Annotated in this window: 17 protein-coding genes and 1 tRNA gene; 9 read left to right on the forward strand and 9 right to left on the reverse strand. The window is 57.8% G+C overall.

Going from position 1 to position 20,179, the window contains the following annotated elements; all coding sequences use genetic code 11:
* Positions 1–9 precede the first annotated feature (9 nt).
* From ACZ5M3_RS06460 to ACZ5M3_RS06485, 6 genes are read left to right on the forward strand one after another with little or no spacing between them, the layout of a single operon-like run.
* On the forward strand, positions 10–3,237 hold the full coding sequence (locus ACZ5M3_RS06460; RefSeq protein WP_464838888.1) for a transglutaminase domain-containing protein: 3,228 nt from the start codon (positions 10–12) through the stop codon (positions 3,235–3,237).
* A complete protein-coding gene (locus ACZ5M3_RS06465) occupies positions 3,227–4,219 on the forward strand; it encodes a hypothetical protein (RefSeq protein ID WP_464840784.1) in 993 nt (330 codons plus the stop codon). Before ACZ5M3_RS06460 ends, ACZ5M3_RS06465 begins: the two co-directional genes overlap by 11 nt.
* On the forward strand, positions 4,216–5,190 hold the full coding sequence (locus ACZ5M3_RS06470) for an AAA family ATPase (RefSeq protein WP_464838889.1): 975 nt from the start codon (positions 4,216–4,218) through the stop codon (positions 5,188–5,190). The genes ACZ5M3_RS06465 and ACZ5M3_RS06470 overlap by 4 nt, the downstream gene beginning before the upstream one ends.
* Complete coding sequence (locus tag ACZ5M3_RS06475; RefSeq protein WP_464838890.1) at positions 5,187–6,440, forward strand: DUF58 domain-containing protein; 1,254 nt, start codon at positions 5,187–5,189, stop codon at positions 6,438–6,440. Before ACZ5M3_RS06470 ends, ACZ5M3_RS06475 begins: the two co-directional genes overlap by 4 nt.
* On the forward strand, positions 6,437–7,264 hold the full coding sequence (locus ACZ5M3_RS06480; RefSeq protein WP_464838891.1) for a hypothetical protein: 828 nt from the start codon (positions 6,437–6,439) through the stop codon (positions 7,262–7,264). Before ACZ5M3_RS06475 ends, ACZ5M3_RS06480 begins: the two co-directional genes overlap by 4 nt.
* 37 nt (positions 7,265–7,301) lie before the next feature.
* On the forward strand, positions 7,302–7,880 hold the full coding sequence (locus ACZ5M3_RS06485; protein ID WP_464840785.1) for a PH domain-containing protein: 579 nt from the start codon (positions 7,302–7,304) through the stop codon (positions 7,878–7,880).
* Here ACZ5M3_RS06485 and ACZ5M3_RS06490 read toward each other — a convergent pair.
* The 4 genes from ACZ5M3_RS06490 to ACZ5M3_RS06505 form a co-directional block, all read right to left on the reverse strand.
* Positions 7,877–10,027 carry an alpha-amylase family glycosyl hydrolase gene (locus tag ACZ5M3_RS06490; RefSeq protein WP_464838892.1) on the reverse strand — a complete coding sequence of 717 codons (2,151 nt, stop codon included), beginning with the start codon at positions 10,025–10,027 and terminating at the stop codon, positions 7,877–7,879. The two genes, ACZ5M3_RS06485 and ACZ5M3_RS06490, sit on opposite strands and share 4 nt — an antisense overlap.
* A 39-nt stretch (positions 10,028–10,066) precedes the next feature.
* Entirely contained in the window at positions 10,067–10,729 is a 663-nt protein-coding gene (locus ACZ5M3_RS06495) for a DUF257 family protein (RefSeq protein ID WP_464838893.1), read from the reverse strand.
* 63 nt (positions 10,730–10,792) lie between these two features.
* Positions 10,793–12,082 carry a TldD/PmbA family protein gene (locus ACZ5M3_RS06500; RefSeq protein ID WP_464838894.1) on the reverse strand — a complete coding sequence of 430 codons (1,290 nt, stop codon included), beginning with the start codon at positions 12,080–12,082 and terminating at the stop codon, positions 10,793–10,795.
* Positions 12,079–13,440 carry a TldD/PmbA family protein gene (locus ACZ5M3_RS06505; protein ID WP_464840786.1) on the reverse strand — a complete coding sequence of 454 codons (1,362 nt, stop codon included), beginning with the start codon at positions 13,438–13,440 and terminating at the stop codon, positions 12,079–12,081. The genes ACZ5M3_RS06500 and ACZ5M3_RS06505 overlap by 4 nt, the downstream gene beginning before the upstream one ends.
* A gap of 81 nt (positions 13,441–13,521) precedes the next feature.
* On the opposite strand from ACZ5M3_RS06505, the gene ACZ5M3_RS06510 reads away from it, so the two are divergent.
* Complete coding sequence (locus ACZ5M3_RS06510) at positions 13,522–14,031, forward strand: winged helix-turn-helix transcriptional regulator (RefSeq protein ID WP_464838895.1); 510 nt, start codon at positions 13,522–13,524, stop codon at positions 14,029–14,031.
* Positions 14,028–14,282, forward strand: a complete 255-nt coding sequence (locus tag ACZ5M3_RS06515) for a hypothetical protein (protein WP_464838896.1) — start codon at positions 14,028–14,030, stop codon at positions 14,280–14,282. The genes ACZ5M3_RS06510 and ACZ5M3_RS06515 overlap by 4 nt, the downstream gene beginning before the upstream one ends.
* Here ACZ5M3_RS06515 and ACZ5M3_RS06520 read toward each other — a convergent pair.
* The 3 genes from ACZ5M3_RS06520 to ACZ5M3_RS06530 are packed head-to-tail and all read right to left on the reverse strand — an operon-like array spanning position 14,279 to position 16,580.
* Entirely contained in the window at positions 14,279–14,728 is a 450-nt protein-coding gene (locus ACZ5M3_RS06520; RefSeq protein ID WP_464838897.1) for a universal stress protein, read from the reverse strand. The two genes, ACZ5M3_RS06515 and ACZ5M3_RS06520, sit on opposite strands and share 4 nt — an antisense overlap.
* A 3-nt stretch (positions 14,729–14,731) precedes the next feature.
* Positions 14,732–16,018, reverse strand: a complete 1,287-nt coding sequence (locus ACZ5M3_RS06525) for an ArsB/NhaD family transporter (RefSeq protein ID WP_464838898.1) — start codon at positions 16,016–16,018, stop codon at positions 14,732–14,734.
* Between the two features lie 10 nt (positions 16,019–16,028).
* Entirely contained in the window at positions 16,029–16,580 is a 552-nt protein-coding gene (locus tag ACZ5M3_RS06530) for an adenine nucleotide alpha hydrolase family protein (RefSeq protein ID WP_464838899.1), read from the reverse strand.
* A 112-nt stretch (positions 16,581–16,692) separates the two neighbouring features.
* Between ACZ5M3_RS06530 and ACZ5M3_RS06535 the strand changes: the two genes are divergently transcribed.
* The gene (locus ACZ5M3_RS06535) at positions 16,693–18,618 is read left to right on the forward strand and encodes a S16 family serine protease (protein WP_464838900.1); all 1,926 of its coding nucleotides are present in this window, start codon (positions 16,693–16,695) and stop codon (positions 18,616–18,618) included.
* A 145-nt stretch (positions 18,619–18,763) separates the two neighbouring features.
* Here ACZ5M3_RS06535 and ACZ5M3_RS06540 read toward each other — a convergent pair whose 3' ends face one another.
* Together ACZ5M3_RS06540 and ACZ5M3_RS06545 are read right to left on the reverse strand one after the other, a co-directional pair.
* Entirely contained in the window at positions 18,764–19,870 is a 1,107-nt protein-coding gene (locus tag ACZ5M3_RS06540) for a M20 family metallopeptidase (RefSeq protein WP_464840787.1), read from the reverse strand.
* 109 nt (positions 19,871–19,979) lie between these two features.
* A tRNA-Ala gene (locus ACZ5M3_RS06545) sits at positions 19,980–20,057 on the reverse strand.
* Positions 20,058–20,179 lie beyond the last annotated feature (122 nt).

Here is a 20,179-nt window from a genome sequence, read left to right on the forward strand (position 1 = left end):
GAAACTATCATGGCGAGGCGGAAATACGTCTCATTTCTCACTCTCACACTGCTCTCCCTCCTCCTTACCTCCGTCGTGCTTGGACCAGCCATCATCGAGGCACCTCCCGGAACCAAAAGCATCGAGGAGATACTCTCACCAAAACTTCCGCCCGGAAACGAGACCAACGAAACCGGGCCGCCGGTCGAGATTCCGGTATCCCCGCGCTTTGTGCTTCTCGTCACCGGCGCGGCCCACACCCACTACCTCAGACTCAACGTCTACACCGACTACGTGGACGGACAGTGGCTGACCAGAAACGCCACGAAGATCCCGAGCAACGTCCTTGCCCCTCCGGAAATAATGGTTCCCCACCACAGCGAAAGAGATAGGGTAACCGTCGTCTCATTTCTGCCCCTCAGGGGCAACCTGTTCACGTCACTCTACACGACCCGCGTCGACGGTGCCGGAGCGGAGGCCATTCCTGAGTACAACCTATTCAGAACCGCCCTGAACGTGACAACCTACTCATTCTCCGCCGTCAGCTACACGTTTGACTGGGCGTATCTGATGAACCTCACGGCAGGAAACCAGACGGAGTACCTCTCCGCCCCCAACGACACCCCTCTCGTGGAGCTGGCCAGGGGCATAACCCTGGGATCGCGCTCTGACTACGAAAAGGCCCTCTACATAGCCAGATACCTCGCCAACAACTACAGGCACGTAGAGAACGCGACCCCCCCTGCGGGGACGGACAGGTTGACGTGGTTCCTGTTCCAGTCCAAGGAGGGCAGCTCCTACGACTTCGCCTCGGCCTTCGTGATCCTCGCGAGGCTGAACGGCCTCCCTGCGAGGCTCGTTGAAGGGGTCTACATCGATGCAATTCCCCAGACCCAGGTGGTGACGGAGAAAAACAGGCACTTCTGGGCCGAGATCTACTTCGACGGTGCCGGCTGGCTGGTCTTCGACCCCCTACACCCCGACCAGAACGTTTACACCCCATTCGAGCTCAACGTCTCGCCGCCGAAAATGACCCTCGACCCCGGTTCCTCCGGGACGGTTACGATAAAGTTTGAGAGGGTCGCCAGCTGGACGAACTCAAGCGTCACCGTGGATGTTCCAGTCCTCGGGAGGATAGCCGTCATCAACGGGTCGGGGATATACAACCTGACGGTGGGGCCCTTCGAAGAACCCGGCTACTATCCCGTCATGGTGAGGGCATTTACAAAGGCGGGAACACCGGCTTCCGTGCTCCGTCTCACAGCGGTCACAGTACCTGGCGGGATAACCGTCATCCCGGAACAGGCGGCCGTTGGCCTCCTCAAAGAGAGCCAGGTCGTCCTTGGACTCCCGGTACAGGGCGCCACCCAGGACGTGAGGCTCAACACGACCTCCCCGCTGGTTGAGACGTGGTTCTGGTGGGGAACGCCCGGAAGCGAGACCGGGATATACGTCAGGCTGGCATCGCCGCTCAGATACCCCCTCGGATGGCACGTCGTGAACATGACCGTGACGAGCGGCACAAAGAGGTATCCCCTCCACATCCCGGTTTTTGTTATGGAATCAACCTCGATCAGTGTGGATATCCCCCACACCCTGACAGCGGGGGATTCTCTCATCATAAACGGCACCGTACGCGGGATCTCCACGGGGAGTGCCCCACAGCTGGGAAACATCGTGGCGCTCCTGAGTGACGGCCGGAGGGACGTCCTGATAGGGTACGGCAACCTCTCGGACGGCAGGTTCTCGCTCCCCATCAAGATCCCGGAATACATCAGACCCATGACGACCCAGGTGAAGGTGTACTACGCCGCACCCCTCGGGTATCCGTACCTCTCCTCAGGTACGACGGTGACGGTCAGGATAAAGGGGCTGGCGAAGTTTTCGATTCCCGACCTGATTTTGGCCCCTCCAGGAAACGTCACCGTGGTGGGAAGCCTCGTCAACGGAACCGGCGGCCCAATAACCAACGCCACCGTCGCCTACTACCTGGATGGCAGATACCTCGGAAACGCAACGACCCGCACGGACGGCAGGTTCTCCCTGAAGCTTGAGATTCCGGGGATAGAGGAACACGCGCTGACCCTTGAGTATCCGGGAAGCGCAAACTACTCCCCGGCGGCCATGGCCGTCAGGGTAGCAACCGTTGAGCTCGACGTCCCCGATAGAGTGACCGGCGAGCTCGGAAAGCCAGTTAGAATCAGCGGAAGGATCATCGGGATTGAAAACGCCACGCTGAATGCCTACGTGTTCCCGGGCAAGACCTACACCTTTAACGTCGTCAACGGAAGCTTCGGCTTCACCGTTGAGCCCTTCCAGACAGTCGGCGAGAGGTCAGTGGAGTTCAGGCACGGCGCCAGCATTCTGAAACGGATAACCGTCGCGGTGGTATCCCCGGTGAAGATAGAACTGCTGACGTCGGAGGCGAGGGGCGAGAAAACCGCCCGGCTGAAGTTCCGGGTCGTGAACTCGGTCAACGACCCCGTCAGCGGAATATACCTCAACGTCAGCGTGGACGGCTTTGCGATGCGCGTAATGACCAACGGCTCCGGGATAGCCACCCTCGACGTCCCCGTGCCTGAAAAAGAGACCAACGCAACGGTGGTTGTTTCCTTCGACGGCTCCCCGTACTACCTGCCCGCCAGCGGGAGGTTCCACGTCATAATCTCCAGAAAGCGGAAAATCCCCTGGCTCTATATAGGCGTGATCCTGGCCATCGGGGCCCTGGTGGCCAGATACCGGCTCGTAAGGAGAAAACCGGAGGAGAAAAGGCGGGAAAGGATTCTAAAGATAATATTCAACAACGGCATACCCCTGTTCCAGGAGGGCGAAACCATGGAGATAAGCATAGAGTGCGACGGTGAGCCGGAACTCTACGTCGATGGGAGGCCCCTCGGTAGGGGGCGGGACTTCAAGCTGACCCTGCCACTGGGAGACCACACGATAGAGGCCCGGTGCGGCGACCTCGTGGAGACCGCAACGGCAAGGATACTGCCCAGCTACAACGATGCCGTCGTGGAGTACTACGAGAGGTGCTTCCTCCCCTGGGCGAAGGGGGTGGGGGTGGACGTGGACGAACTGACGCCCAGAGAGATAGCGGAGGCCCTCACCGACATGATGTACCCGTGGGAGCCCATAGACACCCTCACATGGATATTCGAGAAGGCCAAGTACAGCGGGAGGAGGGTTTCAAGGAACGAGTTCATACGGTTCTACCGCTCGGTACTCGAGGTAATAGGAGGTGGGTGTGTTGTCTAAGCTCAACTGGGGGAGAATCGCGATATACATCGGCGCCCTAACGCTCATGTACGCCCTCTCCACCCTGAGGGGAGAGCTGGAAGCCCTCCTCATGCCGGCCGCAGTCCTGGCCCTGTTTTTAATCGCCGGAGACGTTGCCGGAGCGGTAAAGGGGGAAAACGAGGCCTTTGCCCTCAGACTGCTCGGAGTAACCCTCTCGGCACTCCTGATGCCAACCGAATGGAGCATTCCGGCGTCCATGATCGTGTTTGGCGGGGGGACGGCGGCGATAGCACCAAAGCTGGAGAGCCATTCCCGGTTCATCAGGGGAGCGGGGCTCTTGATTGGCCTGTACGGCGTCTCAAGGCTTCCTCCCATCGGAGCGATGGGAAGCGTCTTCAGCTACGCCGGCCTTTTCCTGTTCCTCGGCTACGCAGTGGCGGAGCTCGGAGAGAGGTATCCGTGGACCGAGCCGATTGAAAGAAACCTGCTCGGACTCGGTGCCCTCGGTGCAATCCTCGGCCTCTACGTGGCGGTGAGGGGGAGCCTGAGCCAGAGCCATCCGGAGATCGTGTTCTACGGGGAGTGGCTGGTTCTCCTCCTGGGCGTTATAGCGGCTGGGAGCATGGTCTACTCGTACGTCAGCGAAAAAGACCCGGAAGCGTACCTCCTCTCCCAGTGGAGAAAGCACGAGGCAAAGACCGTGAAAAAGCTTGGCCCCGAGCTCTCCGAGGCGATGGAGGCGGTTGAGGACTTCGTGGTGCGCGGGAAGAAAGCGGCGCTGGTGGCTTTCATAGCCTACTACGGCTCCCGGCTCTTCGACGACAGGAAGAGGTTCGAGGCTCTCATCGGGAAGATAGCCGACTACAAGGCCAGGCAAACCTCACGACTGACACCGCTCTGGATAAGGCACGCCTACGAGCGGAGGGAACTTGAAAGGAGGACTAAAATCGTTGAGGAAGTTTTTGAGGAACTGAGAACGCTCATGGGGTGGGAGTCATGATGGGTATTGAAGAGGCGTTTGAAACCCTTGAGGAAATCGTTGAGGGGATCTCTCGGGTGTATGTTGGTAATGTTGGGGTTGTTAGGAAGACTTTGGCGGCTGCTCTGGTGAACGGGAACGTGCTCTTCGAGGATTACCCTGGGTTGGGGAAAACGCTCCTCGCAAAAGCCTTTGGAAGAGTCCTGGGCTTAAAGTACACGCGCGTTCAATTCACCCCAGACTTACTACCCGCAGACATTCTTGGCACCAAAGTCTGGCGGCAAAACCTCGGAACCTTCGAGTTGATCAGGGGGCCCATATTCACGCACGTGCTTTTGGCGGACGAGATTAATCGAGCCCCGCCAAAGACTCAATCAGCCTTGCTTGAAGCGATGGAGGAGAAGCAGGTCACCATTGAGGGTGAAACCTTCCCGCTGGAGCGGCCGTTCTTTGTGATTGCGACTCAGAATCCGATTGAGTTCGAGGGGACTTATCCTCTCCCCGAGGCTCAGCTGGACAGGTTTCTCCTCCGCCTGCGCGTTGGGTATCCCAGAACGCTTGAGGATGAGGTGGCTATTCTTGAGGCGCGGTTGTCCTGGCGGAAGGATGATCCGACGGTTGATATGAGGCCTTTGATTGACCGTGAGGTTTTTGTTAGGATGCAGGATTTGGTTGAGACTGGTGTTTACATCAGCAGGGATTTGTTGCGGTACATTGCTGAGCTTATTAGGAATGCTCGGTCTGATGAGCGGGTTGAGGCTGGGCCGAGTCCTCGTGGGGGTATTGCTTTGATGAAGGTGGCTAAGGCTAATGCTTTGCTTGAGGGGCGGGATTTTGTGCTGCCTGATGATGTTAAGGCTTACGCGGTTGATGCTTTGGCGCACAGGGTTGTGGTTAAGCCCGAGTACGCTTTTGAGGGTATAAGCGGCGAAGAAATCATCAAAGAAGCCCTGGAAAAAACACCCGTACCCAAAGAGGCGGAGGAAAAATGAGGAAAAGCCTGACCGGATACATCCTGTGGGCGCTGCTCCTCGGGACGGCCTTCCTCTCTCCGGGGATGATAGCCCTGGCCATAGTGCCGCTCTCCCTGCTGGCCCTGGCGATGCTCGTTGACCCCCCAAGGGAGGTGAGGGTGAGGAGAAAGCTCTCAAGGCGCGAGATAAGGCTCGGAGAGGAGGTCGAGATCAAGGTCGAGGTTACCGTGGAGAGGGGAATAGGAGTGGTCGTCGTCAGGGACCCGCTTCCAAAGAACGCCGCCCTCACATCCGGAAACAACGTCGGGGTCTTCTTCAAGAGGCTGAAGCCGCTGAAGGTGAGCTACACCTACAGGATACGGCCGATGCTCAGGGGATTCTACACCCTGCCGAGGAGCGAGGTAACCACCAGAAACCCGCTGGGAACGAGGTACATCTGGGGACTCTACGGCGAGGAGCTCAGGCTCCGGGCAGTCCCCAAGGTCATCAGGACGGTTCCGATAGCGGAAACACGCAGGAAGGCCAAGATAAGTGTCCCCGAGACGAGCTTTTCGATAAGGGGGCCGATCTCAACCGACTTCAAGGAGATAAGGGACTACCAGACCGGCGACCCGATGAAGCTCATAAACTGGAAGGCCACCGCCAGGATGGGGCAGGTTCTCGTCAACGAGTTCGAGAGGGAGGGCAAGAAAACGATCCTGTTCATAGTCGACGCCAGGGAGGCCATGAAGATAGGTACTGAAAGCGAGAGCCCCTACGAGCACGCCATGAACCTTGTCGCATCAATGGCGCACCGCTTCCTGAGGAAGGACTACCACGTGGGACTCTACCTCCTCGGGGCAAAGAAGTTCCTGCCGCCTGCCACGGGGCCGAGACAGCTGCACACAATGGTCAGGACTATGATGGACTTCGAGAGGGTCCAGACAGAGGAGGAAAGCTTTGCGGACGCGGTTGAAAGGCTGAAGAGGATACTCGTCCAGTACACCCCTCTGGTAATATACGTCTCCAACGTGCTCGACAGAACGGCCGGGGAGACAAAGAGGGGAATCCTGACTGTGATGGCAGTCCACAGGGGAAAATCCAAGCCAGTGGTGGTGGACATCTCGGTCTACCCGACCCTCGACCCCAGAACGGGCACGCTGATTGAGATGGAGAAGAGGGCGATAACCTCTGAGCTGGAGAACACGGGCGCCTACGTCGTCCGCTGGCTTCCCGGACGGGAGGAGATTGGAGAGGTGCTGAGCAGGCTGCTGGGGGAGATAAGATGAACTTCAGGGCGGTAAAGCTTGCGGTGGTGCTTCCGGCGATAATCCTCACGTCCCTGGCGTATTCGGACGTGTTCCGTCCCGGGGACTACCTGCTGGCGGCGGCCCTTGGAATAATCCTCCTGGGGACGTTCCTATCCAGGGGTTCAGCCAGCGGGACGGTCTTCCTCTCAACGGTTCTCTACGCGGTGCCCTACTCGATAGCCCTCTCACAGTTCCTCCCGATAGCATTCCCCGAGGCCTACAGGAACCTGAGCGAGGCGATACTGGCAAGCCCCTACTTCTCCAACCCCCTGGCGATCTTTTCCCTGATAGCCCTGAGCATACTCGCCGACTACGTCGAGACCGCCGAGACGTGGGAGAGCGTCCTGAGGGGACTTGGGTGGAGGGGAACCGGTGGAAAGACCCTGCTCTACGGCCTTCCCGCCATCCTCCTGGCCTTTGCACTCTCACTGGGGCTCCTGTGGCTCGGGAGGAGCCTGGGGCTTTCAACAACGGGAATCCTGCTGCCGGTTCTCCTGCTCGTCCTCGGCATAGCCATGGCCTATTCTTCAATCGAGAGCGGGAGCTACAGGCGGGTCATAGTTGCGGTCGAGGTTCCCCCCACTAACGGCGAGGTGGTGATAGAGACGCCCGACGAGAGCCGGGTCATGCCCCTGAGCCGTTCCGCCTCCTTCGAGTGGGACACCCTCCGGCTGGAGGCAGAGCTGAAGAAGAGGCCGAGACGGGTCGTCCTGAAGGAGGGGGAGGAAAGGGAGACCCTGACCCCCCTCATAGAGAGTGTTGACGGTGAAACGCTCTTCCTGCTCTACAGGAAGGAAGGTTAATATACTCCCGCCTCCAAGGGGTAACACGGTGAGAGTCATGGGCACAAACCTCCCAAAGGCCGTCGTCCGGCATTTGGAACCAGATGAAAAGGTTCTGTTTACCGTTAGGAAAAAGGTCAGCCTCGAAAAGCCGAAGTGGCTCGTGATAACGGACAGAAGAATAATCTACATCGATGAGAAAATCCTTGGAAGGTACGACATGAAGGCCATACCCTACCAGAAGCTTGAGGAAGTCACCGTTGAGCTGGGCGTCATATCATCCGAGTTCCTCATAAAGGGCGAGGAGGACATAAGGCTCAAGCTCGGCTGGATGAACAAGGAGCAGGCGAGGAATACGATAAACGCCATAAAGGACGCCCTCAACGCGATAGCAGTCGAGCCCGTGACGATTGAGGTCAAGAAGGGCTTGACCCACGAGACGTGGGTTCTGAAGAAGCCCAAGGAGTTCGTGAGCAGGGTCGTCTCGGCCGGGGCCACGGTTCAGCATCCCCCCGCACTGGAGAAGGAGGAAGACCCGCTTGAAAAGCTCAAGAAGCTGAAAGAGCTCTACGACATGGGCGTCATAACGGCGGAGGAGTACGAGGAAAAGAGAAAGAAGCTTCTCGAGCAGATTTAACCGTTTTTCCATTTCCACACCGTCAGAACGGCCAGCAGGAGGATGGCAGTTCCGGCGTAGAGGAGCCACTCGCCCCGCCCCGAGGGTTCGGTTTCTGTGGAGATTGTAGGCGACATCTCAATGGGCTCATTCTTCAAAATCACCACCGTGGAGTTCACGAAGCCGTAGAGGGTGACGTTGAGGGGTTCAAGCTCCCCCCACGGGGAACCGGTGTAGAGCTCCACCGAGAATGCCGTCCCGTTGGGGAGCGGGGCGACCGTGAAGTAGTAGCCGGTTGAAGACCTGAGCAGGGGCCTCGGCTCCGCCAGCTCCGACAGGTTGCCCCTAATCCAGAGCCTCCCCGTAAGGTTCGTGGCGTTGATTGCTATAAGCGCCGGAACGTCGTCCCCCGAGTAGTAGCGGAGCTTTGCCGGTTCGCTGGCCCTTTCCCCTGTTTCAACCACGACATCGAGCCAGGCATTCCCGGTTTTCACCTCGGGAACCTCAGCTAGTATCTCCGTCGAGTTCCAGGAGAGAACCTCCGCCTCGACGCCGCCGATGAAGACCTTCCCGCCGTTCCCAAAGCCCGCCCCGGCTATGAGGATTTCCTGGCCGGGCTGGGCGGCATATGGCGTCAGAGAGCCGATTAAAGGCCTCTCCTGCTCGCGCTCAATGTGGAACACGTAGAAGCTGTTGCGGCCAAGTTCAAGGGAAGCCTTCCCTCCGGAGACCCTCATCTCGGCCCCGTAGAGGGCATCGCGGTACGTTCCCTCGGGCCAGTCGATGTTGATGGTCAAACGAACCGGTGAACCCTTGTTCATGACCGCGAGGAGCCTGTGGCTTCCAAAGGTTCTCTCGAAGGCCCACACGGAGTAGTTGGCGTAAACCGTCCTGAAGTCACCAAAGGCCAAAGCGTCGTTTGTCTTTCTCAGTCCCGCGAGGGTTCTTATTATCCTGGCCGCCTCGGTGGTGTTGTTGAAGACCATCATCGGCCGGTTGTACGGGTCGCCCTTTCCGTCCCTGCTCACCAGGTAGCTCTCGTCGCCGTAGTAGATGACCGGAATTCCCGGCAGGGTCATCGTCAACGCCAGTGCCATGTGGAAGCGCTGCATGGCGTCCTCCCGCTTTGCAGCGTTGAGGAAGCGGACCAGGTCGTGGCTGTCGAGGAAGTTGAGCTGCTTGTTCGGATAGACAAAGAAGGAGTAGTAATCCTCAAGCGTTCTGGAGAGGGTTTCGAGGCTCCCCACGAAGCCAAAGGTTCTCACTATGTCCTCCCTTATGGGGATGTTGAGAACCGGTGAGACGTTGGAGTAGCGGTACAGCCCGTAGAGGTCGTCGCTTTTCTCGGGCGAGAGGGAGTAGTACTCCCCGTAGATGAAGAGAGGCCCTTTGGAGTAGAGGCGGAGGTAAAAGACTTCCAGCCAGCCAAGCTCCATGTGCTTCACCGCGTCAATCCTGAGTCCGCAGGCGCCAGAACCAGTAAAGAGCACCGCCCCCCCGGTCAGGTAGGAATCGACCCACGGGTTGAGCTGGTTGAAGTCGGCCAGACCGAAGAGGTTGGCGTACTTGAGCGGAATCCCCGCCCAGGTGAATATGTTGCCGTTGTGGTGGTAGATGTTCTCCCTGATACCGGTTATGGGGTTCACCGTCGCGTTTTTGGTGTCCTTGTAGTAGTCTGTCACGAAGGTGCCGTTGTCGTATAGCGCCCCGAACTCACCCTCCGTCGCCGGGTTGGAGTGGTTGGGGACGTAGTCGACGATTACGCAGATACCCCTCTTTTTAGCCTCCTCCACGAGCCTCCTGAAGTCCTTCCAGGTTCCAAAGTGCTCCTCTATGCGCTTATAGTCGCGCGTCCAGTAGCCGTGGTACGGCGCACTTCCGCCTGCCATCCTGTTTATGTTGTCATTGAGGGGGGAGACCCATATCATGGAGACGCCGAGGCTCTGTATGTAGTCGAGCTTCTCGATAAGCCCCTCGATATCGCCGCCCCAGTACAGGCGATAGTTTCTATGGGCCGGGTCGTAGAAGGGCTCGTTGTTGCTCGCGTTGCCGTCGTAGAAGCGGTCAACCATGATTTGATAAACAACCCCCCTCTCGGGAACCCTGTAGGCGCCGACCATCGGCACCAGGAGCATCAGGAGTACGAGGGTCACCAGAATCGACCTCATTATATCACCAAGAGTGATAAGAGAAGGTGCTTAAAAACCTCACGTTTTCTTGACGTCCTTAAAGCTCAGGGAAACCGTCACCCCGAGGATTTCATCGCTGGCCGCCTTTATCACCCTCAGACGGTACTTGCCCCCCTCCGCCTCCCACCGGAGCACCGTGCTCGCGGTCTCTTCAAGAAGGGGCAGGAGCTCCGGTGTCTTTTTCTCCAGCACCTCCCGGTTTATGAAGTAGAGGGCAAAGCGGCTCTTCCTTCCGACAAAGGTCGAGATATTGCGCACGAGCCTTATCACTTCCTGCCGCTCAAGTGCCACAAAGAGCTTGTGTATCCCGAGAACAGGGTTGCACACCACCCTCTCAGGCACGACCCTGTCGTATATCTTGCCGTAATACTTGAAGTCGAGGGAGTACTTGTCCACTTCGACCCTCCCGACAACGTTGCCAAACTCCCTGCTGCCCCCTATTTTTATCACGGGGATTCCAATTAAATCGTCAGTATCCAGCCCCATCAGCTCAAGCCGGGTCACGTATTCAACGAAGGTATCGGAGATGTCATCGATGAGAACCGGGTTGCCGGCCTTCATGAACCTTCTGCTGATCAGATACAGAAGGATTTCTGGGGAGGACACCGAACTGTATTCAACGAGGACCGTCTCACCTGGTCGAATCTTGAGGATTATAGGCTCAATCCCGTGGGATACCATACACACGCACCCAAGTAGCTTGTAAGACGTGGAACTATAAAAGCTTACCTGGAAAAATCGAAGTTACACGAGCTTGGCGGTACCAATGACCCTCGGCGAATAGAATGAGCCTCTCCGGTGGATTTTACGCCCTATTGCACCTACGGAGCGGAGGAACTCGAAGGTGTTCCCAACGAGCATGTTGTCCCGGAACGGCACGACCTCCCCACCCCGGAGGATGTAGCCGAGCTCCACGGTCAGCGAGAAATCGCCGCTCACCGGGTTGGCGGTGTGCTCACCGAAGACCCTCCTCACAACGATGCCCTCAAACCCCTCCAGGTTGTCCCTTCCGGCCTCAACCACCACGTTGCTCGTCCCAATGTGTGGCATCGTCCTGAAGTCCCTGACCGCGTTTCCCGTGCTCTCCATGTCCAAGAGGCGTGCGTGCGTCTCATCGAGAAGGAACGAACGTATGGCACCATCCTCGACCAGAACCGTCCTCTCACCGGGATTCCCTTCACCATCAAAGGGAAAGCTCCCCACGCCAGCGGGTATCGTTGCGTCGTCGATTATCTTCAGCCCCTCAGGAGCCACCTCCTCCCCCAGCTTGGAAAAGCGGCTCCTCTCGTGGTAAACACTGTCCCCGAAGAGGTTCTCAAGAAAGATCCCCAGGATGGCACGGAACGCCTCGGGCTCAAGGAGAACCTCACCGGCGTGGGACTCCACCTTTCCCGCGCGGTAGCTCAGTTCAGCCTCCTCAACCGCCCTCATAACCGCGCTCTCAAGCTCCTCAAAGGGCTGGAGCGACCGGTAAGACTGGTAGTACGAACCGGAGCCTGTCCCCCCGCCCCTCTTCACGGCGTAAGCGGAGACGCTCATTCCAGTCCCTTTTCCCTCAAAGAAAACCCCGCTGGAGTTCGCTATCCCGTAAGTGCTGACCGCGAGGGCCATCGAACCCGAGAGGGTCAGCGAATCATCCCTCAGCTCGCGCATCTTGGCGGCAAACTCCTCCGCGAGGGAGTGGGCCTCTTCAAAGGGCATCTCGTCTATCCTCCTGTCGTAGAGCCCCTCCACCCGGGGCGCCCTGGATGGAGTCGGAAAACCCCGGAAGGGAACCTCGCTAACTTTGGCGAGCTTCACAGTCCTCCTCACAAACTCCTCAAGGGTTTCCCGGTTGTGGTTCAGGCCGGTTATGTAAGAAAAGCCGAGCTTCCCCCTGTAACCCACGCGGAGGCCTATACCGGAGTGGAACTTCCGCTGGGATCGCTCAAGCCTTTCCCTCTCTATCCTGAATGAACCTCCCCGTCCCTTCTCCCAGTAAATCTCCCATTCGACGTTCTCCCGTTCGAGTATGCCGATGAGCTCGTCGATCACCTCAATCCCCCCACGAGGGCCCTCGTCAAAACGTGGGGCCCGCCGTCGTCGACCGGAACCCACTGCCCCTTTCCGCAGTAGCCCGGGAACTCTATCCTGAGGTCGTCACCTATGGCGCGGATGTCCCTCAGAACATCGAGGATTCTGCCCGAGAGCGCGACGTCCCTCACCTGGGCCTTAACCTCGCCGTTCTCGATTAGGTATCCCTCCTTGGCGCCGAAGGTAAAGGTACCGTTGGCGGTGTCAACCTCACCGCCCTTGTCCCCTATCATGTAGAGGCCGTCTTTGACCTCCTCGACCATCTCCTCAAAGGACCAGTCCCCTGGCTCGACGTAGGTGTTGCTCATCCTCACGAGGGGCTGGTAGTTGTAGCCCTGGGCCCTGCCGTGGCCGTTCGGTTCGAGGCCGAGCAGGGCGCTCGTCTCGCGGTCGTTGAGGTAGCTCATCAGGACACCGTCCTTTATTATTTCAACCTTCCTGGCCAGTATTCCCTCGTCGTCGTAGACGTAGGAGCCGAACTTGCCCGGCAGAGTTGGGTCGTCCACAACAGTCAGCCCCTCGACGGCTATTCTCTCACCCAGCTTTCCGGCGAGTATGCTGTCGCCGTTCTTAACAGAATCGGCCTCAACCGCGTGTCCCAGGGCTTCGTGGATGAAGACACCTGTAAGCTCGGGATCCATTATCACTGGAAACTCCCCTGACGGGGGCGATTGGGCGTGGAGGAGCGAGAGGGCCTTTTCCTTCACGAACTCAGTCCAGTAAGGAAGGTCTATCCCTTCGACCAGCTCCCAGCCGGCGGTGCCGCCGAAGCTCTTCCAGTAGCTCTGCATCTCCCCGCTTTCCCTGGCAGTCACGGAGAAGCTCAGCCTCAGCCTCGGGACGACCGTCTCAATCTCGCTCCCGAGGGAGTTGAAGTAGAATCCCTCCTTGAGGCCGTCACCGTAGTAAACGCTCCTGTTGGATATGCCCTCTCCCCGGAGGAGCGAGTCAGTTTCCTTTACGAGGGCGAGCTTGTCCTCCACATCCACGTCAAGGAAGCTCCTTTTCGGCCTTATCTCGGCCCTGTCCCTCACGGGGTCGCCGAGGTAAATCCTCGAATCGCCCTTAGAGAGCTTCGCTATCTTCATGGCGGTCTCTATGGCATCCTCAGCCCTGCTCATGTCGTTGGCACTCGAAAATCCCCACGCCCCGTTGAAGGCCCTAACCCCTATGCCCACCTCGGTGTTCATCCCCAGCTCTTCCAGCTGGCCGTTCTGCATCGTGAGGTGTGATGCGGTGACCCGGTTTACACGTATTTCATAATATGATATACCGTAACGTCGCGCGAGCTCCTCTGCCCTTCGCATCAGTGCCTCCATCCTCTCACCGATGGACATAAAAGGGATGCGTTTATATGGGTTCCCATAGAGGAATGAACCACAAGTGTTTAAGTGTTGGGTATGGAGAGGCGTAATGAAATACTCCAATACATCAAGAGCAGACCCGGGATAACCTTCAGGGAGCTGGCGAGGGAGCTCGGGATAGGTATAGGCGACCTGCAGTATCACCTCTACCGGCTGGAGAAGGAAAAGAAGGTGTTTTCAAGGAAGCTCGGGAAGAGGCGATACATATTCCCCGCGGGCTTTGAGAGGGAGTGCCAGAGGCTCATCATAGCAATCTCCACTGAGACCCGGAGAAGAATCCTCCTGCTCCTCATGGAAGGCCCCCTGATCCAGAGCGAGATAGCCAAAAGGCTAAGGCTCAGCCAGCCCACCGTGAGCTACCACATGGGGGAGCTTGTTAAGCTCGGCATCGTCGATGCCAGAAAGGAGGGAAAGAGCATGGTGTACACCCTCTCCTACGATCCCGCGATAATAGCGCGCGTCATAAAGGACTACCGGCCGAGCCTCTGGGAGAAGCTGGCCGACAACCTGATAGATCTGCTCACCAGCGTGGGTGATGAGGAATGATCGAAACCATACTTACCGTCACGGCACTGATCCTCGCACTGGCCCTCGCGGGGATCTCGTTGATAGCCTATAAGAAGAGCCACCTCCGCGCGGCGCTCTATCTGATTGCCGCCTTCCTCCTGCTGGCAATAAAGAAGGTCATAGAGACCCTGCACCTGGCGGCGTGGATAGAGAGAGACGTTGGCATAGCCGTTGGCGCGCTGGAGGTCATGGTTCTGGCACTCTTCGTCCTGGCACTCTGGAAGCGCTAGCGAACCACCATCACGGGGGGGTCTATCGAACCGACGACCTCCTCAAGGAGGCTTCCTATCCTCGTTTTTCCGCTTCTTCCATATGCCCCCATGACCACGAGCCCGTACTTTCCGGAGTTGGCCTCCTCAAGTATAGTGTCCTTGGCCGGGCCCTCCACGATCCTTATCGAACAGTTCACACCCTCCTGGTGGCAGAGTTCAAGGAGGTTAGTCATTATGTCCTTTATGCTGGTCTTCATCTCCCTCCATATCTCCTCCTCGAACCTCTGCACGTTTTTCAAATCCTGGCTCAGCATCCCCATGTTGAAGGCGAGGGCCTTGGCCTCTCTCCTGTCGAGGACGGAGAAGAGCGTGAGCTTACTGCCCTTCTTCTTTGCTATGGCTATCGCGTGAAGCGCGGCCTTCTGGCTCCACTTCGAACCATCAACGAGCACGAGTATCCTCATAGGTCACACCCCTACGTACCTTACCCAAATCAGAACCATACCCACACCAACCGTGCTCAGCATTATCACAAGGCCTATCTTAAGGAAGTCCATGAAGGTTATGTTGAGCCTCTCCCGGGCGGCGATACCCAGAACGACGATGTTGGCGCTCGCACCTATCGCGGTGCCGTTTCCACCGAGGCAGGCCCCGAGGGAGAGCGCCCACCATAGGGGATAAACGTTCATCGAGGCGCTCATCGATTTTATCAGAGGTATCATCGCCGCCGTCAGGGGTATGTTGTCAACTATGGCCGAGGCTATGGCCGAGAACCACGTGACCATCACTATGGCCTCTGCCGTTGTGTTGACGTAGCCGAGGAGCCACCTGGCAACATCGTCTATGACCCCCGTCTCAACGAGGGAGCCAACGATTATGAAGAGCCCCATGAAGAAGAATATCGCGGTCCACTCTATCTTTTCGAGAACCTCCGTGGGCTCCATCCTGCTCCAGAGCAGGAGGACCGAGGCACCGCTGAGGGCCACAACGGCGGGATGTATTTCAAGCCTGTCGTGGACGAAGAACAGGAGCACAACGGCGAGTATCACGATGACCGATTTCCGGAAGAGGGAGCGGTCCCTTATGGCCTCGTCCTCCCTGAGCATCTGGATGGTCGACTGAATCCTCTCCATCTTGGTGGGGGTTATCCTCATGGCGTCCCTGTAGACGAGGTATATTACCCCAAGGGTTATGAGGAGGTCTATGGCCGCTATGGGCCCCATGTTCAGGAGGAACTCAGTGAAGCTCAGCCCGGCAGCCGAGCCTATCATTATGTTGGGGGGATCGCCTATCAGCGTTGCAGTTCCACCGATGTTGGAGGCGAATATCTCAGCCAGCAGGTAGGGAATAGGGTTGACATCCATGAGGCGGGTTATGTAGAGGAGCATCGGCGTCAGGAGGAGGACGGTTGTAACGTTGTCGAGAACCGAACTTACGAGGGCGGTCACTATGGAGAACAGTATGAGAACCTTCATGGGGCTGCCTTTTGCAAACTTCGCCGTTTTTATCGCTATGAACTCAAAGAGACCGCTTTCCTTGGCCGTGTTGACTATCATCATCATGCCTATAAGCAGGAAGAGTGTACCGAGATCCAGATACTCGGGCATCTTTTCCCAGGGGACGACCCCCGTAAAGAGCACTATGGATGCCCCAAACAGAGCGGCAACCGTCCTGTGAACCCTCTCACTGATTATCAGAGCGTATATAAAGATGAATACTGCAACGGCGACTGCCACTTGCTCGTTCGGAGTCATAGTGACCACCCTAATATATTATCGTCGGTCTGTCCACGTGCTGGACTATCTTAAGAACCACGGGGCTCATGGGGGACATCTTGGTTATCTCGGAACCGTAGCCCCGGGATATGACGAGAAGGTCGAACTCGGCCGCGAGTTTAATGACGTCGTCGCTCTTGCTCCCAAAGAGGTGCCTCCCCTTTGCCCTCAGCCCGATTGCCCTCAACTCCTCGACTATCTCGGAGAGAACCCTTTCACCAAGCTCCGTCTCGGCCATCTTGAGCCTCTCCGCCTCGGGCTTTCCGAGGGTCTGCTCTATCATCCGGAAGGCCATTCTGTCGGTTATGTAGACGACGGTGACCGATGCTCCAGAGTAAGCCTCAAGGGTATCGTAAAGCTCCCCGGGGATTTCATGGGCAAACCTGTCAACCGGAATAATGATGGACGATATCTCCGGAAGAACGAACTCCTCGGGGAGGAGAAGGAACTCACGGTAGCGCTTCGTTATCTCCTCGTACCTGTCGCCCGCGATGTGCCTGAACTTTCTGGCGATGAGCCTGCTGAAGATGTCCATTGCCATCCCCAAAGGGGAAAGATAAGGAGATGATTTAAGCTTTTTGCCGGTTCGTTTTAGAGGGTTGAACCACAAACGCTTTATTAAGGCCCGGCGAGCTAAAATCGGGGTGAGAAATATGAAAAGGGCACTAGTACCGCTGCTGATACTCATGCTCCTGCTGCCGTTCGCATCATCTGCCGCCGCCGAGTGTCCGAGCGAAGGCCACACCGTCGTCCTTAAGGCGCCCGCGGTTTCAAGGACCGCCGACGGGCAGCTCATAGGTGTCGCCACCGACTTTGTGATCACCGTCGCACCGGGAACTGGTCACGTTTACGTCGAGACCTGGCCGCTTGCCGAGGTGGATATGCAGGCGAGTGCCAGGCTGGCCGCCCAGATAGCGGGCAAGGTTCTCGGGGTGGATATGAGTAAATACGACGTGTTCATCCAGATTAAGGCAGACTCTCCAATAATAGGAGGCCCATCCGCTGGAGGAACCATGACCGTTGGAATAATCGCGGCCCTCGAGGGGTGGAAGGTCAACCCCAGGGTCATGATGACAGGGATGATAAACCCGGACGGAACCATAGGGCCGGTGGGTGGAATACTCGAAAAGGCCTCCGCGGCCCACGACGTTGGGGCACAGCTCTTCCTGATCCCCCAGGGACAGCGCATCCAGTACGTCCAGGAGACCCAGAAAAAGGAGATCGGGGGTATAGTGGAGATAAACACCCAGACGAAGAAGGTTGACGTCGTTGAATACGCCAAGGAGCGCTGGGGACTGACGGTCATTGAAATCAAGGACATCTACGACGCCGTCTACTACTTCACGGGGCACAAGATACCCCGCCCGGAGGCCCCGGCGTACATCAAGATAGACACGGCGTTCCTCAGGGAGGATGCCCGCAGGGACCACGACAATACCACCGCATATTATCAGTCAACGCTGGAGAAGCTCAAAAAGAGCGACGTTAACTACGCCACCTACACGACCCTGATGGAGGCACTGAACGAGGCAGGCATTATCCTCAACCAGTCCAAGAAGAGCCTGGATGACGGAAGGTACTACACGACAATGAGCAAGGACTTTCAGGCCAGGATAATCATAAGGCACGTGGACTGGTACCTGAGCGTGAAGTCTGGAGATGACGTTGAGAGGATTCTGAAAACAACGAGTTCGCAGATAAACGCCTCCGAGAGAAGGGTCTCGAACATTACCATCAGGGGCACGACTATGCTCCAGGCGATCGCGGCGGCCGAGGAGAGGGTTGAACAGGCAAAGAGCCTTCTGGACGAGGCGTGGAAGTACTACTACAACGGCGACTACTGGGATGCCGTTGGGGACGCCGCCTACGCCTACGAACGGGCTAAGACCGCTATTTTCTGGGCCAGCCTCGGTGAGAGGTTTGCGAGCGGCGACGTGATAAGCAGGGACGTCGTCAAGACCACTGCAAGGGACTACATAGACGAGTCCAACCTCATAGTGACCTACATAGAGTCCATGTACGGCACCGTTGGGGGCGACCTAAGTCAGAGCATTCAGCAGGCGGAGCAGTACTACGAGGACGGCAAGTACTCTGCGGCGCTCTTCACCGCGATGGAGGCGCGCGTGAGGGCGCAGGTCTTTCTGGACACGCTGGGGATAGACAACCAGACGGTCCTCAAGGACAAGCTGGCGGGAATGAAGGAGAGCGCCAAGGTGGCCATTGCGATGGCCCAGAACCAGGGCATAACGCCCGTGCTGGCCATAGCCTACTACGAGTTCGCGGAGAGCTACGAGCAGAGTGCCGAGGAGAACGGAAGCATGGAAGACCTCCAGACGGCCATGATATTCTACCAGTACGCCAGGGAGACCGCGAACCTCTTCCTCAGCAAGCCCAGCCAGCAGACGCCCGTCGCCAACACCACCACCGACGTTCCCCAGATCATCATCCCAACACCATCAGCCACCGAGACCACGACCCCAGCCCCCGGGGATGGCACGGGAGGCGTTCCCGAGACGGCAATAATCCTGATAGCCCTTGGAGCTTTCCTCGTGGGTGCCGCAGTTGGTAAGAAGCTGTGAACCCCTGGAGGGTTTCATTTTATCCCTTCAGCACTCTCTTCTTCGGGCGTCCCAGCAAAAAAGATTTTAGGAGAAGCCCGGACTCTAGACCGCCGATGATGAGAACTCCCTGCCCTGAAAGGTGAGGACAACCGGCCCCCTGAGGCTACGCCAGGCTCTTGAGGAACTCAACGTAGACCCGCTTCACCCTTCTCATCGATTCCACACTGACCCATTCGTCGCTCGCGTGCCAGTTCCCGCCTACCGGGCCGTAGACAAGCGTCGGCTTACCCAGGTAGGTTCCAAAGTAGTTGAAATCACCCACGCTCTTCCCGTAGGTCACCTCCGGCTCCCTCCCAAAGAGCGCAGCGTGAACCCTTTTGAACGCTCCGACGAACCTGCTGTTTTCCCTGACAGCGTAGGGGAGCATCTCCGGGGTTGGACGGCTGAACTTCTCGATCCTCAGCTCTGCCTTAAGATTAAGTCTCCCTGCGAGTCCAAGCAGCTCGCCCCTAACCCTCTCCCAGTCCTCACCGATTGTTACGTGCCTGTCGAGTATCGCCACCGCCCGATCCGGAACGCTGAGACCGTCGGCGGAGCCCTCGATATGAAGCGTGCAGTACGAGCCCACACCCAGCTTTCTATGGCGCCTAAAGCGAATCCTGTCAAGGCTTCCCAGGAACTTCCCCAGTTCCTCGATGGCGTTGACCCCGAGGTGCGGTCTGGCGGCGTGGGCCTTTTTCCCCACCGCCTCCACCCGGATCACGAACCTCCCCCTGGCGCCGAGCATGAGCCTCTCCCGCGTCGGTTCGGCAACGAGAACCACGTCCGCCCCCTCGAGCCTTCCGCTCTTTATGAGCTCCCAAGTTCCGCGGGAATAGCCCTCCTCGTCACTGACCGCGGTGAATATTATCTCCGGCCTCTCGCGTTTGGGGAGCTCCCCCATCTCAACGAAAGCGCTCATCAGAGCGGCGAGGCCGGCCTTCATGTCCGCACTGCCGAGGCCGTAGAACCTGTCGCCATCGAGCTCACCCCACGGATTGCGTGTCCATCCGGGGGATAGGTTCACGGTGTCCATGTGGCCGTTCAGAACAACCGTCGTCTTCCGGCCGGGGAGACGCGCTATCACATCATCTCCGAACCCCTCAACAGGAAGAAGATCCACGTCAAAGCCCCTCTCCTCAAGGAAAGACGCTATAAAGCGCGATATCTCCCCCTCCTCACCAAAGGGGGATCTGATGGAAACCAGCCTCTTGAGGAGCTCGAACTCCATGAGACCACCGTTCATAAAACGGCGATGTTGATTAAAGCGTTTCCCCTCCAGAAAGCGATACTGTTTCTGCAACGAGACGCCAGAAACGGAAGGTGGTCGGGAGGTGCTGTGGTGGACCGGGCGGGATTTGAACCCGCGGCCTCCGCCTTGCGAGGGCGGCGCTCATACCAGGCTGAGCTACCGGCCCACACCCGGTATTAGTGAACCCCTGGAGGGTTTAAAAGCTTTTGGTCGGGAAATGGGCACAATCGCCGGCACGTTTCGATGGCCATGCCGCTGACAAATTCGGTCATGAATCAAATAATTTTT

This window comes from Thermococcus coalescens (genome assembly GCF_055392585.1).

Bases quoted from the DNA above. Each gene is read 5' to 3' on its own strand.
- ACZ5M3_RS06530 (WP_464838899.1), bottom strand. From the start codon at position 16,580: ATGGCAATGGACATCTTCAGCAGGCTCATCGCCAGAAAGTTCAGGCAC.
- ACZ5M3_RS06485 (WP_464840785.1), top strand. From the start codon at position 7,302: ATGGGCACAAACCTCCCAAAGGCCGTCGTCCGGCATTTGGAACCAGAT.
- ACZ5M3_RS06540 (WP_464840787.1), bottom strand. From the start codon at position 19,870: ATGGAGTTCGAGCTCCTCAAGAGGCTGGTTTCCATCAGATCCCCCTTT.
- ACZ5M3_RS06525 (WP_464838898.1), bottom strand. From the start codon at position 16,018: ATGACTCCGAACGAGCAAGTGGCAGTCGCCGTTGCAGTATTCATCTTT.
- ACZ5M3_RS06520 (WP_464838897.1), bottom strand. From the start codon at position 14,728: ATGAGGATACTCGTGCTCGTTGATGGTTCGAAGTGGAGCCAGAAGGCC.
- ACZ5M3_RS06515 (WP_464838896.1), top strand. From the start codon at position 14,028: ATGATCGAAACCATACTTACCGTCACGGCACTGATCCTCGCACTGGCC.
- ACZ5M3_RS06510 (WP_464838895.1), top strand. From the start codon at position 13,522: ATGGAGAGGCGTAATGAAATACTCCAATACATCAAGAGCAGACCCGGG.
- ACZ5M3_RS06535 (WP_464838900.1), top strand. From the start codon at position 16,693: ATGAAAAGGGCACTAGTACCGCTGCTGATACTCATGCTCCTGCTGCCG.
- ACZ5M3_RS06495 (WP_464838893.1), bottom strand. From the start codon at position 10,729: ATGGTATCCCACGGGATTGAGCCTATAATCCTCAAGATTCGACCAGGT.
- ACZ5M3_RS06460 (WP_464838888.1), top strand. From the start codon at position 10: ATGGCGAGGCGGAAATACGTCTCATTTCTCACTCTCACACTGCTCTCC.
- ACZ5M3_RS06470 (WP_464838889.1), top strand. From the start codon at position 4,216: ATGATGGGTATTGAAGAGGCGTTTGAAACCCTTGAGGAAATCGTTGAG.
- ACZ5M3_RS06480 (WP_464838891.1), top strand. From the start codon at position 6,437: ATGAACTTCAGGGCGGTAAAGCTTGCGGTGGTGCTTCCGGCGATAATC.
- ACZ5M3_RS06490 (WP_464838892.1), bottom strand. From the start codon at position 10,027: ATGAGGTCGATTCTGGTGACCCTCGTACTCCTGATGCTCCTGGTGCCG.
- ACZ5M3_RS06475 (WP_464838890.1), top strand. From the start codon at position 5,187: ATGAGGAAAAGCCTGACCGGATACATCCTGTGGGCGCTGCTCCTCGGG.
- ACZ5M3_RS06505 (WP_464840786.1), bottom strand. From the start codon at position 13,440: ATGGAGGCACTGATGCGAAGGGCAGAGGAGCTCGCGCGACGTTACGGT.